Origin of the sequence: Actinoplanes sp. L3-i22 (assembly GCF_019704555.1) — a bacterium.
Taxonomy (GTDB): Bacteria; Actinomycetota; Actinomycetes; order Mycobacteriales; family Micromonosporaceae; genus Actinoplanes.
This window is the reverse complement of the sequence record NZ_AP024745.1, coordinates 5,707,600-5,721,471: the sequence shown is the minus strand read 5'-3', so window position 1 is coordinate 5,721,471 and position 13,872 is coordinate 5,707,600. Positions and strand designations below refer to the sequence as shown.

The window sequence follows — 13,872 nt, the reverse complement described above, 5'->3', positions numbered from 1 at the left end:
CCTTTCGATCGCTCACGGTCGTTCCTCCATCCAACACCGTCATGGGCTTCGCAGAACCGGGTAGGGCACGGCGGTGCGCCGGTTCTCGTCGACGGCGAGGGAGCCGCCGGCCGGGGGCCGGGCGCGTTGCGCGCAGTCCTGTCGCTCGCAGATCCGGCAGCCCAGGCCGATCGGGGTCGCCCCGCGCCGGTCGTCCAGGGCCACCCCCTCGGCGTAGACCAGCCGGTGGGCGTGCCGCAGCTCGCAGCCGAGCGCGACCGCGAACGTGCTGCGCGGCGCGTGGTGACCGAAGCCGCCGCGGGTGACCGTGCGGGCGATCCAGAAGTAGCGTTTGCCGTCCGGCATCTCGGCTACCTGGGTGAGGATCCGGCCCGGGGCGGCGAACGCCTCGTAGACCGTCCAGAGCGGGCAGGTGCCGCCGAGCCGGGAGAAGTGGAAGTCGCTGGCCGACTGGCGCTTGGAGATGTTGCCGGCCCGGTCCACGCGCAGGAACGCGAACGGCACCCCGCGCAGGGTGGGCCGCTGCAGCGTGCTGAGGCGGTGGCAGACGGTCTCGAAGCCGACGCCGAACCGGGCGCCGAGCAGCTCGATGTCGTAGCGCAGCTCCTCGGCGGCGGTGTGGAACGCGGTGTACGGCATCAGCAGCGCCCCGGCGAAGTAGCTGGCCAGCCCGATGCGGGCGAGCGGCGCCGCCTCGCCGTGCAGCAGCGGGTCGGCGGCCAGCGCGGTGAGCAGGCCGCCGTGGGCCAGCACGGCCAGCTGCGAGGCGAGCTGGAACGCGCGCTGCCCGTCGGTGTGGGCGCCGGCCAGGTACAGCACCGCGGTGTCCGGGTCGTAGCGGCGCACGTCCGGGCCTTGGCGGTGGCCGCCGGTGTGCACGACGCGGACCCCGTACTGCTCGTCGAGGTGCCGGGTGAGCGCGTCGGCGACCCGGCCCGGCGCCAGGTCCAGCCGGGACGCCAGGTCCTCGGCGGCCAGGTCGAGCGGGTCGAAGTAGTTGTGGTGGGCGTAGAAGAAGTCGCGCACGTCGTCGTGCGGCTCGCTGAGCGTGAAGTCCGGCCCGGCCAGCGCGGCGACCCGGTCGGCGGCGTCCCGGTAGCGGTGGTGCAGGGCGACCAGCGCGCGGGCGATCTCCGGGTAGTCGCGGATCATCTCGCTGACGTCGGTGCCGGACAGCTCGGTGCCGCTGGCCTCGTCGGCCAGTGCCGCCCGCAGATCGGTGCCGAGGCGCTCCTCGTCGGCGTCGGAGAAGAACTCCGGGTCGACCCCGAGCACCTCGGCGATCCGCAGCAGCACGGCCGTGGTGAGCGGGCGCAGGCTGCTCTCGATCTGGTTCAGGTAGCTGGTCGAGATCTCCAGGCGGCGGGCCAGCTCGATCTGGCTGAGGCCGTGGTCACGGCGCAGCCGGCGCAGCTTGGCATGCGCGTAGATCTTCTTCCCGCCGCTCCGGGTCATGTTGTGAAATTAGCATTCGCATCTTTCACAGAATTCGCAGTTGGCGGAACCGGCGATGGCGCGCTTTCGCAACCGGCCCCGGTCTTGCGGGTTGACCGCAACCACCCGCGGACGTCGCCCTGGAGGGTCTCGCGTTCTGGGCGCCCCGCGCCCTTGCGAGGCCCGGAAGGGTCCCCGCGGGAGCGACGATCAGTTATTGGCCGCAGCGTAGGCAATGAAGATCTTGAAGTTGATCTAGACGGTTTCGGTGGCCTCGGCGGGCTCTCGGTAGATGCGGGCGTTGGCCAGCGAGGTCCGGTTGGGGATCATCGCCTGCGGGCGGACCAGGTCCTTGAGCAGGAAGACCATCAGGTCGGCGCCGGACATCCGCTTCAGGGCGGTGGCGAGTTTGGGGTTGACCTTCTCCAGGCGCATGATCTCGACGACGGCGCGCTGGGCCAGGCCCGGGATGATGTCCGGGCCCTGCAGGACGTTGTTGTGCAGCAGCTCCGGCTTTTCGATCGGGTCGCGGCCGCCGGAATACACCATCCGGTTGTCGGCATCGGTCACCGACTGCAGGTAGACCAGGCGGCGGATGCTCTTGTCGTAGTCGTCGGACACGTCGGTGAACTTCGTGAACGACTCCATGACCTGGTCCTCGTCGGCCAGGCTGCGATTGAACGCCCGCACCCGCTTGGCCTGGTCGGCGTCGGCCGGAACCCGGGTGGGCAGGTACGACCGGGTGCGTGCCCCCTCGGCCTCCAGCACCGGGTACTCACGCTGGGCGAAGTCACTGAGCATCACCCAGCCGGACTCCAGCAGGCCGGACTGCTCGATGTCCAGTTCGATCCGGGCCGACCGGGCCGAGGTGTCGTTCTCGTCCTTGCTGAACCGGGTGTCCCGGCCGACGCCGGTGCGGCCGGCCGGCTCGATGAACCAGAACGTGAAACCCTCGTTGGACAGGGCGAACGTGTCGTACCCCTGGGTGTTGTGGGCCGCAGTCGGGTTCTCGGCGGCCAGCGCGGTCTTGGACTTGATCTCGTTGCCGCCGGCCTCCATCGCGTCGGCCCGCGAGGCCAGGGTGTAGTGGCTGAGCACGGCCGAGCGCAGCTGCGCCTCCAGGCGCTGGGTGACGTCCTTCACCCAGGTGCTGCCGCTGACCGGCTGGATCTCGCTGGTCATGTCGCCGCGGTTCATCGCCGACAACTCCATGAAGTACGACGGGCCGGACATCCCGAAAGTGCCGATGTCCTCGTGGTGGGCGGACTCCTTCCACATCGCCCCGTCGGTGGTCATCTTCTCGTAGGGCGCGGCCCCCTCGGCCGGATGGTCTTCGGCCCGCTTGATCTGGGCGCCGAGGACCTGCGCCTCGCGCCGGTAGGCGGCCTTGAAGCTCTCCAGGTACGCCCGGCCGGCGTCGGTGGTGAACTCGTTCTCGTTCGCGGCCTGCTCGGCCATGATCGACGTGAGCACCTGGAGGCACTCCGACGGGTCGCGCCCCGGCCAGGCGTCGTAGGCCGCGACCGCCTGCTTCAGCGCCGCCACGGCCGGCTCGTCCGGGCCCGGCTTGGTGAGCCGCGTGCTCAGCCAGCCCATCGGACCCTGGGCGGCGGTCCGCGCCGCGGCCACCTGGGCGGTGAGTTTCTCGGTGCCCTTGCGCTGGACCACTTCGCCGGCCCCGCCGGGCGCCAGTGGCTCGGCCTGCCGCTGGGCGGGGACCGGGCCGGACATCGCCTTGGCCGCGTTGGCCTCGGCGGCACGCTCGTGGCGGTCGGACGGGTCGGAGACGCGGACGCCGGAACCGTGGTCGGTGCCGGCGACCGGGCCGGCCGCCTGCTGCATCACGTGGGTCAGCTCGTGGGCCAGGTCGAGTTTGCTCAGGCCGCCCGGGCCGACCACGATGTCGCGGCCGGAGGTGTACGCCGCGGCGGACAGGGCGGTCGCGGAGCGCTGCGCGACCGGGCCGTCGTGCAGGCGGACGCCGGAGAAGTCGGCGCCGAGGCGGGACTCCATCTCGGCACGGAGGGCCGGCTCGATCGGGCGGGCCGGGGAGGCGACGGCCTGCTGGACCGACTCGCGCTGCACGCTCAGGTGGTGCCCCACGGCCTGGTTGCCGGCCAGTCGCTGCAGCGCCAGCAATTCCTGGACACGGCCGGCCGGGCGCGGGGCGTCCGAGCGGGCGGGAGCGGGGCGGGCGGACTCGTCGGCGTGGTGAGCACGAATGGGCACATCCGTACGATATCGACGCGCCAAGCTCTCATGTGTACATCGTGAAGTGATCTAGGTGACGTTCCCCGTTCACCTCCGCCGGATTTCCTGATCGATCAACCGCAGGCGCTGTCGAACTGGCCGACCGCGGTCAGGAGGTCGTCCTGGGCCTTGGCCGCCTCGTCGCCGATCTTGGCGTTGAGCCAGGCCGTGTAGCGGGCCTGGATCTCGGCGCCGGCCGTCTCCATGCGCGGGATGCCGGACTTTCCGGCGTTCTCGACGATGGCCTTGATCGCCTGCTCGTCGATCTCGATCGCTTCACCGGGGCGGGGTGCCTCGGCCGCCAGCTTGCAGGCCTTGCCCGCCTCGGGGGAAGCCCAGGTGGCGGCCGGGGCGGCGGATGCCGCCGGGGATGCGCCAGCGGATGCTGCCGGGGGTGCGGCGGCGGGCGCCGGCTCGTCCGGGCCGCAGGCGGAGACGGACATCAGGACGATCATTGCCGTGAGGATCTTCGCGGGCCGCATGGAGGCACTGTAGAGACAAATCGCGTCCGGTCGGGGGCGCCGCCCGCCCGATCGGGCGTCCCGGTCGGGCCGAAGGGCTGGTATCGGCATCGATGCCGATCCGCCTATCGTGCCCGGACTTGATCTTTCTGGATTTACGGGGATGCCTTTCATGCGACGCTTCATCCTGGCCGTCACCACCGGCGCGCTGCTGCTCACCGGCACCGCCTGCGGTTCGACGTCCGAGGACGCCACCGACGCCGCGGCACCGGCCGCGACCGTGGCGGCCAGCCCGTCCGCCGACTTCACCGCCGACACCAAGAAGGTCTGCGACTCGGTCGGCACCCTGCTCGGGGGCAAGAAGATGGAGGACTTCGGCGTCGAGCTCGGCAAGACCATCGCCTACAAGCAGGCCAAGCAGACCGCCAACGCGACGAAGGCCCGCACCGACGCCGGCAAGCGGCTCAAGGCGGTGGGCGCCGCCCTGAACGCGTCCACCGCGAAGGCGCAGGACCCGGACCTCAAGGCGGCCGGCACGGAGAGCCTCAAGCGGATCGACGCCAGCGCCTCGGACGACGCCTTCTTCGCCAAGTTCAAGACGCTCAAGGACATCGACTCGGTGCTCGAGGCCGAGATGACCGGGTGGCTGGAGCCGATGGACAAGTTCTGCTCCTGAGTTTCCGCTCCCTCGTACTCGCACGGACCGGGCAGACCCGCGCGGGCCGTGCGAGTGTGGGGTGATGCCGTTGAGCGCGCATCACCTCCGAGCCTCGGTCGCCGTCTCCGACATCGCGCGGGCGGTCGCCTTCTACGAGGGCAGACTCGGCCTGCCGTCGTTGCGGGCCACCCCGAGCGGGCGGATCGCCGACGGCGGGCGGATCTACGGCTCCGGCGGCGGGCCGGCGCTGAACGTCTACCAGTCGCCCACCGCCGGGACCAGCGAGGCGACCCTGGCCACCTGGTACGTCGACGACCTGGACCAGATCGTCGACGAGCTCACCGCGGCCGGCGTCGAGTTCGCCCGCTACCCGGGGCTGGTGCACGACGCCCGGGGCACCACCCCGCGGGCCGGCGGCGGGCGGATCGCCTGGTTCCGGGACCCGGACGGCAACACGTTCGCCGTCGAGGCCGACGTCTGACCGTTTCCGGTCACTCGGTCGGGGGCTCCGACTCCCAGGAGAGGATGTCCTGGGTGGCGGCCGGGTCGGTGGCGGTGGCGGTGAAGCCGGCCCAGGCCCGGTCCGCGCCGAGCTGGGCGGGCAGGTCGACGGTGCGGTCGACGACCAGCTGCTCGTCGGCGTCCGGGGCGCTCAGATAGGCCCGCAGTGTCCTGGTCGTGGCGTCGTAGGTGACCCGGGCCAGGAACGGTGAATCGATCAGCGGAATGTTCGCCTCGGTGGCCATTACCCGAGTGTTGTTCAGGTTCAGCGCGACGCTATTCTTCGCATCGTCGAATTCGATTGTCGCGCCCCGTTTCACCGCGAGCGCCCGGGGGCCGGTGGACTGCAGGGCGAAGGATATTCCGTGAGCGCCGGAGTGGCCGTCGAGCATGACGTAGAACGACGTGCCGAACGATTCGGTCAGGTCGAGGCGGTCGTGATCCCAGGCCGAACCCGCCTGCGGGAGCCGGCCGCCGGTCAGGCGCAGGACCGCGCGGTGGGCCGGGCCGACCGGGACGACCGCGGCGCTTCCGTTCAGGTGCAGCGTGGTCACGCCGTCGAAGGACGGATAGTCGGCGGCCGCCGCGGGCCCGGTGATCGACACCAGGACCACGGCGGACAGGACACCGCCGAAAAGCTTCCAGGGGTACGGACGTCGCGCGCTCATTTGTCGAGTAGAGCACGATAATGGCCGTACCGGATAATCGGAATTTGATTTTAATTCAACTGACCGAGCCACGCCCGGATGTCGTTGACAACCTGACGGTCCGGCTCGCCGAACTCCGGAGTGAATTTCGGCGTGATGTTCATGGTGTGCGCCATGCCCGGGTAAATAATGATCTTGTGATTCGGGTTCCCGGACGCGGCCACCGCGGCGTCGGCGGCCAGTGCGGCGCGGGCCGGGGTCTGCAGGTCGTTCTCGCCGTTGAGCAGCAGCGTCGGGCCGGCGAACCGGGGCAGCGCCTGGGTCACGGTCGGGAAGCGGGCGATGTCGGCGATGTACTCCTGAATCTCCTCCAGCCCCGGGACGTTCGGGTACGCGTCGATGCCGGTCGCCGCGCGCAGAACCGCGCCGGCCTCGGTGTCGATCGCGATCTGCCCGTCGCCGTCGGTGTCGGTGCTCCGGCGGACCTTGTCGCCGTCGAGGAGCACCGACCGGAACTGATCAGCGACCTCCTGCGGCTGGCCGACCAGCCCGTTGACCGCCTCGGTGGCCGTCAGCCGGCCGTCGGCGTTCACGTCGAACTGGTCGTGCAGCTGCAGCAGCAGCCGGCCGTAGATCTGCAGCGTGAGCAGCTGCTTGATGTCCTGGCCGACGACCCCCATCTCGATCACACCGGCCGGCTTCGGGATGCCGAACGCGGCCGGGTCGGCGGCCAGGTTCGCGGCGACGTCGGTGCCCTCGCTGTGGCCGAGCAGGAAGATCTTCGACGGGTTGATCCGGGGCGACCCGGCGGCGAAGCGGATCACCGCGGCGGCGTCCCGCTGGATCCGGTCGTAGGGATGCTTCGGGTTGAGCTGCGCCGGGTCGGTGCTCTCCACCGGGCCAATGCCGGTCACGCCGCGCTTGTTGAAGCGCAGCGCCGCATAGCCCTCCCGGGCGACGGCCTGCGCGAGCGGGACGAACGTCGAGCCCTTGCCGTCCGGCAGCGTCTGATTCATGTCGTTGTGGCCGCTGCCGTGCAGCAGCACGACCACCGGCAGGCGGCCTTTGGACCGGGTCGGGTAGGTCAGCTCGGCCTGGGTTACCCAGCCCTGACCGAAGTCGATGCGGACCTGCTCCCGGGTGATGCCGGCCCAGCCCTTCGCGTCCGCGGCGGCCACCGACCGGTCGGCCAGGACGTCCGCGTCGGCGGCGCTGACGCCGCCGGCCACCAGGGCGAGAGCGGTCACGGCGACCGTCAGGCTGCGGTATTTCCTCGTCTTTGTCATGACCAGAACGCTATTTTCCGCAGGCCCGGACATCGATCCCGCCAACTGGCCTGTTCGAGGTACAGCAGGCTGTACCTACCTCGTCGGCCTTGTTGGTCCCCTATTGGCCTTATTGGCAGGTGCCGCCGCCGTAGGTGCCGATCACGCCGGTCGAGGTGATCTTCACGCACTGGCCGACGATGTTCGCGGAGCTTGCCTTGACCATGATCTCGGCGGTGTTCTGGCCGAGCAGCCGGTCGAACGGCTTCGCCACGACCGCCTGCACCGCGGCCACCCCGGCCGGGTAGGTGAGCTCGGCGGACTCGGTCTTGGTGAAGTAGACCGTGCCGGGCGTGTAGTGCGGGCCGGGCCCCGCCCACACGGGTGACGCGGTGAGCACGATTCCGGCCGTGATCAGGCCTGCCGTCAGGCGCATCTGAGATCCCTCCGTCGCACGGATACCGACGAGGAGAGCCTGACAACCCGGACACCCGCGGCGCGGGGAATCCGCGTTTTTCCTCCCGCGAGAGACCCCCGGCGCGGGGCACTAGAGGTAGGGCACGCCGGCTTCGGTGATCTGGGCTGCCAGGTGGGTTCCGGCAGGGTTGTCGGACCATCGTTCGACGCGTCGGCTCTCGGCGAGCAGCTCGTCGCCGGTGACCGGCCGGCCCCGGTCCCACGGCTCCGGCCAGCTCTCGAAGCACCGCACCTCGATGAAGCCGCGAGCTTCCAGGGAGACGAGCCCGGGCCCACAGACGTCTGCGACAGCCTGCCGCGACAGCGCCCCGGGCCGGCCGAGCTCCCACAGCGCCGCCGGCTCCTCCAAATCCTGGAGCACGATGTGTTCCCCGACGTCGAGTCCCCGGCCATCACCCACGGCCCGATTCTGCCGGACCTGCGGCACCGACGGCCATGTCTATCTGCGGCGTGGCCAGTCCCCGCCGAGCGCGGTGGAAGATCGCGGCGCTGCTCGGCGGGGAATAGGCCCAGGAGGCGGTTGATCTACGAGATCGCGAAGGAGGGGTGCGGGGGCTGGTTGTAAGCCGTGTTCTGCCAGGCGACGGCTTCGCGGTACATGCGGTCCTGCATCAGGGACGTGTGGGAGATGCTGGTGCTGTCGGTGGTGGAGTAGATCCGCAGCCGGGTGTTGTCCGTCGTGGGCCAGATGACCTCCTCGCGCCAGTCGCCGAGGATGTCGGCCTGCAGGGACGGGGTGGCCTTGGTGCCGTTGTTGGAGTGCACGTCACTGGCGGTGAGCAGGCGGGTGTCGGCGCTGGTGCCGTACTTGTCGATGTGGGTGGCGTCGAGCAGTTCGCGCTGGGCGTCGCCGTCCCACCAGATGACGAAGTTGGTGCTGGACGGCTTGCGGCCGATGTTCTGGCCGGACGTGTTGTACAGGCCGGAGACGCCGGACGACCAGGATTCGGCGCCGGGGCTGCCGGCGTAGATGTCGTCCGAGACGCCGCGACCGTTGTCGCAGCCGCAGGAGGCGTTCGACCAGATGATCGCGCCGGTGCGGGCGTCGGCCATCCAGGCGGCCAGCTTCGTGGTGCCCTCGTCGACCTTGAAGATCTCCAGGCCGGCTCGGCTCGGGATCAGGTCACCGACGTGGTAGGCGTCGCCGTGGCCCTGGCCGTTGACCCACAGGCCGGCGCCGTTGTCGTCGACGGCCATCGCCCCGTACAAAATCTCGTCCTTGCCGTCTGAATCGACGTCGGCGATGGAGAGCTGATGGTTGCCCTGGCCGGTCCAGGCCGACCCGTTGGTGGAGGAGTTGCTGTCGAAGGTCCACTTGCGGGTGAGGGCGCCGTTGCGGTAGTCCCAGGCGACGATGACCGAGCGGGTGTAGTAGCCGCGGGCCATGATGATGCTCGGGTACGACCCGTTCAGGTACGCCGTCCCGGCCAGGAACCGGTCGACCCGGTTGCCGTAGCTGTCGCCCCACGAGGAGACCGTGCCGCGCGGGACCACGTAGTCGGCGGTCGCCATCGCCTTGCCGGTCTGGCCGTTGAAGACGGTCAGGTACTCCGGCCCGGACAGCACGTAACCGGACGAGTTGCGGTAGTCCGCGGACGAGCTGCCGATCACGGCGCCGGTGCCGTCGGTCGTACCGTCGGCGGTCTTCATCACCACCTCGGCCTTGCCGTCGCCGTCGTAGTCGAAGACCTGGAACTGGGTGTAGTGCGCGCCGGCCCGGATGTTCCTACCCAGGTTGAGCCGCCACAGCCGGGTGCCGTTCAGCTTGTACGCGTCGATGATGACCGGCCCGGTGTACCCGGACTGCGAGTTGTCCTTGGAGTTGGACGGGTCCCACTTGAGGACGATCTCGTAGGCGCCGTCCCCGTCCAGGTCGCCGACCGAGGCGTCGTTGGCCGAGTAGGTGTAGGCGACGCCGTCCGGGGTGGTGCCACCGGCCGGGATCTGGATCGGCACGTCCTGGTAGGCGGCGAGGAGCGCGGCGGTCGGGGTGGCCGCCGCGAGCGTGGCGGTCTCGGCACCGTTGATCACGGGTTTGACCGTGTAGGAGACGCCGGCCGGGGCGCCGGCGTCGGTGAAGTTGGTGCCCTTGGTGATCGGCGCGGTGTTCACCTTGGTCGAGCCGCGGTAGACGTTGAACGCGACACCGGCCGGGTCCGAGGCGAGCAGGCGCCAGGAGAGGAAGTTGCCGCCCGTGGTCCGCAGGCTGATCAGCCCGCGATCCAGGTTGTCGACTCCCGAGACAACAGAGGCACTGGCGGCGGTGGGGACTCCGCCGGCGGTGAGCAGGACGGCGGCCACGGACAGGCCGCATAGGAGTTTGCGTCGCATGGGGGATCCCAACTGGGTTGAGGACGGGGACGCACCGCTACTGAAGCGGTTAACCGGACCGTAACACCGCGGCAACGTCGAGCCATAGACGGCCTCAAATTCCTGAAAGGATTCATCGACCTGTTGACCCGAGCCGGACCCGGGTAGAGGATTCTGCGGGAATGCGCTTTCCTGCCGAGGAGGCCCCGGTGAAACGAGCCCTGCTGGTCGTCCTGCTCCTGCTGATCCCCGCAGCTCCGGTGGCCGCCGCCGAGCGGAAGTTGGAGCGCCTCGACCGCGGCCTGGTCGCCGCGACCACCGGCACCGGCGTCTTCCTCAGCTGGCGACTGCTCGGGCCGGAGGCCACCGGGCACTCCCCCACCGGGCTGACCAGCCGGCCGTTCCACGTCTACCGGGACGGGCGGCGGATCGCCACGGTCACCGACAGCACGAACTACCTGGACCCGGGTGGCACGGCAACCTCGAAATACCAGGTCGCGCCGGTCGGCCGCGCGCGTAGCGAACCGGTCGAGCCGTGGGCGGAGAACCACTACGACCTGCCGCTGCAGAAACCCGCCGACGGGCCGGACTACACCTACTCGGCCAACGACATGAGCGTCGGGGACGTGGACGGCGACGGGCAGTACGAGTACATCGTCAAATGGGACCCGTCGAACTCCAAGGACGTCTCGCAGGTGGGCTACACCGGCAAGGTGTACGTCGACGCGTACGAAATGGATGGGTCTCTGCTCTGGCGCATCGACCTGGGCGTCAACATCCGCGCGGGCGCGCACTACACCCAGTTCCTGGTGTACGACTTCGACGGCGACGGCCGCTCCGAGATCATGATGAAGACCGCGCCCGGCACCCGGGACGGCCGCGGGCGACCGATCACCACGCCCGGTCACTCGGTGACCGAGGACTACCGGCTCAGCGCGGCCGGCTACTACGAGCACCTGGTCACGATGTTCCAGGGCTGGACGACGCATCCCGAGGTGGTGGCCGGGCACTGGCCGGCCACGCTGGAGCAGGCGTTCGGCATCGGGCCGCGCTACTCGTATCCGTTGAACCGCGCGGACGCGGCGGCGCTGGTCGACTACTTCATGGACGTCTACGCGCCGGCCCGCAGCACCCGGAACGTGCTGCGCGCCTTCGAGGGCTTCATCGTCGACGGGCCGGAGTACCTGACCGTTTTCGAGGGTCGGTCCGGGCGCGAGCTGGAGACCATTCCCTATAAGCCGGGCCGGACCGACGACGGCCTGATGTGGGGCGACTACGCGATGCCCCGGATCGAGCCGGGCAACCGGGTCGACCGGTTCCTGGCCGGCGTCGCCTACCTCGACGGCCGGCACCCGTCGGCGGTGTTCGCCCGCGGCTACTACACCCGCACGACGCTGATCGCCTACCGCTGGAACGGCCGCCACCTGGTCGAGAACTGGTACGTGGACAGCGGCTGGGTGCCGATGACCAACCCGTTCAACGACACCCCGCACGGCCGGGACGGCACCTCGCCGGAGTTCGGGACGATCACCACGCAGGGCTTCCACTCGCTGAGCGCGGCCGACGTGGACGGCGACGGGCGGCAGGAGATCGTCTACGGCAGCGCCACCATCGACGACGACGGCTCGCTGCTCTACTCGTCCTCGGGCACGATGCCGGACGGGAGCACGGCCCGCCTCGGGCACGGCGACGCCATGCACGTGACCGACATCGATCCGAACCGGCCGGGGCTGGAGATCTTCACCGTGCACGAGGGCGCGACGGCCGCGCCGTACGGCATGGCGATGCGCGACGCCCGTACCGGGAAGGTGTTGTTCGGCACCTATTCCGGCGTCGACACCGGCCGCGGCATGGTCGGTGACGTGCTGCCCGAGGAGCCCGGCCTGGAGGCGTGGGCCAGCCTGCCCGGCGGTTCCGGCGCGCTCGGGCTCTACACCGCCGACGGCCGCAAGGTCTCCGACACGCTGCCCGGCACCAACCAGAGCATCCGCTGGTCGGCCGACCTGACCACGCAGATCCTCAACGGCTCCGGCACGGTCACCCCGACGGTCGACGACTGGCGGCGCGGCACCCTGCTGACCGCCACCGGCACGCTCGCCAACAACGGCACGAAGGGCACCGCCTCGCTCATCGCCGACGTCCTCGGGGACTGGCGAGAAGAGCTTTTCCTGCGTACGGCGGACAGCACCGCCGTGCGGATCTACACCAGCACCGAGATCACCGGCCACAAGCTGTACACGCTGATGCACGACCCGCAGTACCGCGTCGAGGTGGCCCGGCAGCAGACCACGTACAACCAGCCGTCCTACCCGAGCTTCTACCTGGCCTCGGACACCGACTGGTCGAAGGTCCCGCTGGGATAGATCGACTCCGGTCCACACCGGACCTCAGACGACCGGTAACCTTCGCCGGACTCCCCGGCCGAAAGGTACGCCCCGTCGTGCGCTCGTTGTTCGTGATCGCCGTGGCCGCGCTGGCCGGTTTTCTGCTGAGTCCGCTGCTGCGCGCCGACGCCTCCTGCACGCCGGTTCCCGCGCCGTCGGCCGGTACGCCGATCCCCGGTCGGTGGACCCCGGCCCAGTTGGCGAACGCGCGCGTCATCATCACCATCGGCAACCAGCGGCGGGTGCCGCGGCAGGCGCTGGTGATCGCGGTGGCGACCGCCATGCAGGAGTCGCGCCTGCGCAACCTGCGCGGCGGCGACCGGGACTCGATCGGCCTGTTCCAGCAGCGGCCGAGCCAGGGCTGGGGGACGCCGAAGCAGCTCGCCGATCCGGCGTACCAGACCGGGAAGTTCTACGACAAGCTGCTCACCGTCGACGGCTGGCAGACGATGCGGCTGACCGAGGCGGCCCAGGCCGTGCAGGTGTCGGCCTTCCCGGAGGCGTACACGAAGCACACCGCGGCCGCGACCGGCCTGGTCGACGCCCTGGACGTCCCGGTCCCCGCCTGCCAGGAGAGCGGCAGGTCGTAGCCGTACCCTCGTCGCCATGGATCTCAGTCTGGGCACCTGGCGACGGGACCCGGGCACGGTGATCCGGCATGCCGTGTCCCCGGCGGCCGACGACGTGGCGTCGATCACGATCTTCGCCGAGTCGGAGGTGCCGGGAGCGGCCACCGACTGGCCGGCCCACTCGCACCCGATGCACGAGCTGGTGTGGGTCCGCGGCGGGACGCTGACCACCCGGATCGGGAGCCGGATCCACACCGTGCCGCCCGGGTTCGGCCTGTGGCTGCCGGCCGGCACGGTGCACGGGGGCCGGCTGACCGCCGCCGCCGAGCTGCACGACGCGTTCTTCGATCCGGCCCGCACCCCGGTCGAGTTCGCCGCGCCGACCTCGATCGCGATGACCGCCCTGCTGGAGTCGCTGCTGCTGCGGCTGGCCCGCCAGGACCTCGACCCCGCGGCCCGGGTCCGTACCGAGGCGGTCGTGTTCGACGTGCTGGAGCCGTCCGAGCGGCAGTTCGCCCTGGAACTGCCCGGTGATCCGCGGATCGACCCGATCGCCGAGGCGCTGCTGGCGAACCCGTCCGACGAGCGCGGCCTGCGGGAGTGGGCCGAGCAGCTGGACGTGAGCGAGCGCACGATCACCCGGGCGTTCCGCGGGGCGACCGGCCTGTCGTTCGCGCAGTGGCGGCAGGCGCTGCGGGTGCACGAGGCGCTGGCGCTGCTATCGGCGGGCGCCGATGTCCGAACGGTGTCCGAGCGGCTCGGCTACGCCCAGCCGAGCACGTTCATCGCCGCGTTCCAGCGGGTGATGCGGGTGACCCCCGGACGCCTGGTGTCCGGAATCCGGTATCCGGTGTCCTGAGTCCGGGATTGCCGACCGCAAGATCATCATCTAGCCTCCGTTAGGCAAGGCAACCCT

At 70.3% G+C, this 13,872-nt stretch carries 13 protein-coding genes; 5 read left to right on the top strand and 8 right to left on the bottom strand.

From position 1 onward, the window contains the following. Positions 1-39: 39 nt before the first annotated feature. The 3 genes from L3i22_RS25490 to L3i22_RS25480 form a co-directional block, all read right to left on the bottom strand. The gene (locus L3i22_RS25490) at positions 40-1,455 is read right to left on the bottom strand and encodes a short-chain fatty acyl-CoA regulator family protein (RefSeq protein ID WP_221329470.1); all 1,416 of its coding nucleotides are present in this window, start codon (positions 1,453-1,455) and stop codon (positions 40-42) included. Between the two features lie 234 nt (positions 1,456-1,689). Beyond that, a complete protein-coding gene (locus L3i22_RS25485; protein WP_221329469.1) occupies positions 1,690-3,663 on the bottom strand; it encodes a DUF4157 domain-containing protein in 1,974 nt (657 codons plus the stop codon). Positions 3,664-3,758: 95 nt separating this feature from the next. Beyond that, on the bottom strand, positions 3,759-4,166 hold the full coding sequence (locus L3i22_RS25480) for a hypothetical protein (protein WP_221329468.1): 408 nt from the start codon (positions 4,164-4,166) through the stop codon (positions 3,759-3,761). 151 nt (positions 4,167-4,317) lie between these two features. Between L3i22_RS25480 and L3i22_RS25475 the strand changes: the two genes are divergently transcribed. Both L3i22_RS25475 and L3i22_RS25470 read left to right on the top strand, forming a co-directional pair. Continuing rightward, entirely contained in the window at positions 4,318-4,821 is a 504-nt protein-coding gene (locus tag L3i22_RS25475; RefSeq protein ID WP_221329467.1) for a hypothetical protein, read from the top strand. Positions 4,822-4,885: 64 nt separating this feature from the next. After that, positions 4,886-5,284, top strand: coding sequence for a VOC family protein (locus tag L3i22_RS25470; RefSeq protein WP_221329466.1), 399 nt, complete (start codon positions 4,886-4,888; stop codon positions 5,282-5,284). 10 nt (positions 5,285-5,294) lie between these two features. On the opposite strand, the gene L3i22_RS25465 is transcribed toward L3i22_RS25470, so the two are convergent. The 5 genes from L3i22_RS25465 to L3i22_RS25445 form a co-directional block, all read right to left on the bottom strand. Continuing rightward, positions 5,295-5,972: a hypothetical protein gene (locus L3i22_RS25465; RefSeq protein ID WP_221329465.1), complete on the bottom strand. Its 678-nt coding sequence runs from the start codon at positions 5,970-5,972 to the stop codon at positions 5,295-5,297. A 50-nt stretch (positions 5,973-6,022) separates the two neighbouring features. Continuing rightward, a complete protein-coding gene (locus L3i22_RS25460) occupies positions 6,023-7,237 on the bottom strand; it encodes an alpha/beta fold hydrolase (RefSeq protein WP_221329464.1) in 1,215 nt (404 codons plus the stop codon). Between the two features lie 109 nt (positions 7,238-7,346). Further along, a complete protein-coding gene (locus L3i22_RS25455; RefSeq protein ID WP_221329463.1) occupies positions 7,347-7,652 on the bottom strand; it encodes a hypothetical protein in 306 nt (101 codons plus the stop codon). A 111-nt stretch (positions 7,653-7,763) separates the two neighbouring features. Further along, positions 7,764-8,093 (bottom strand): hypothetical protein, encoded by a 330-nt coding sequence (locus L3i22_RS25450; protein WP_221329462.1) that lies wholly within the window; start codon positions 8,091-8,093, stop codon positions 7,764-7,766. A 125-nt stretch (positions 8,094-8,218) separates the two neighbouring features. Further along, positions 8,219-10,024 carry a rhamnogalacturonan lyase gene (locus L3i22_RS25445; protein WP_221329461.1) on the bottom strand — a complete coding sequence of 602 codons (1,806 nt, stop codon included), beginning with the start codon at positions 10,022-10,024 and terminating at the stop codon, positions 8,219-8,221. Positions 10,025-10,212: 188 nt separating this feature from the next. On the opposite strand from L3i22_RS25445, the gene L3i22_RS54405 reads away from it, so the two are divergent. The 3 genes from L3i22_RS54405 to L3i22_RS25430 all read left to right on the top strand — a co-directional run bounded on the left by L3i22_RS54405 (position 10,213) and on the right by L3i22_RS25430 (position 13,815). Next, positions 10,213-12,366 (top strand): rhamnogalacturonan lyase, encoded by a 2,154-nt coding sequence (locus L3i22_RS54405; protein WP_304523472.1) that lies wholly within the window; start codon positions 10,213-10,215, stop codon positions 12,364-12,366. 77 nt (positions 12,367-12,443) lie between these two features. After that, positions 12,444-12,977, top strand: a complete 534-nt coding sequence (locus tag L3i22_RS25435; protein ID WP_221329460.1) for a peptidase M23 — start codon at positions 12,444-12,446, stop codon at positions 12,975-12,977. A gap of 16 nt (positions 12,978-12,993) precedes the next feature. Continuing rightward, positions 12,994-13,815 carry an AraC family transcriptional regulator gene (locus tag L3i22_RS25430; protein WP_221329459.1) on the top strand — a complete coding sequence of 274 codons (822 nt, stop codon included), beginning with the start codon at positions 12,994-12,996 and terminating at the stop codon, positions 13,813-13,815. The last annotated feature ends 57 nt before the right edge of the window (positions 13,816-13,872 follow it).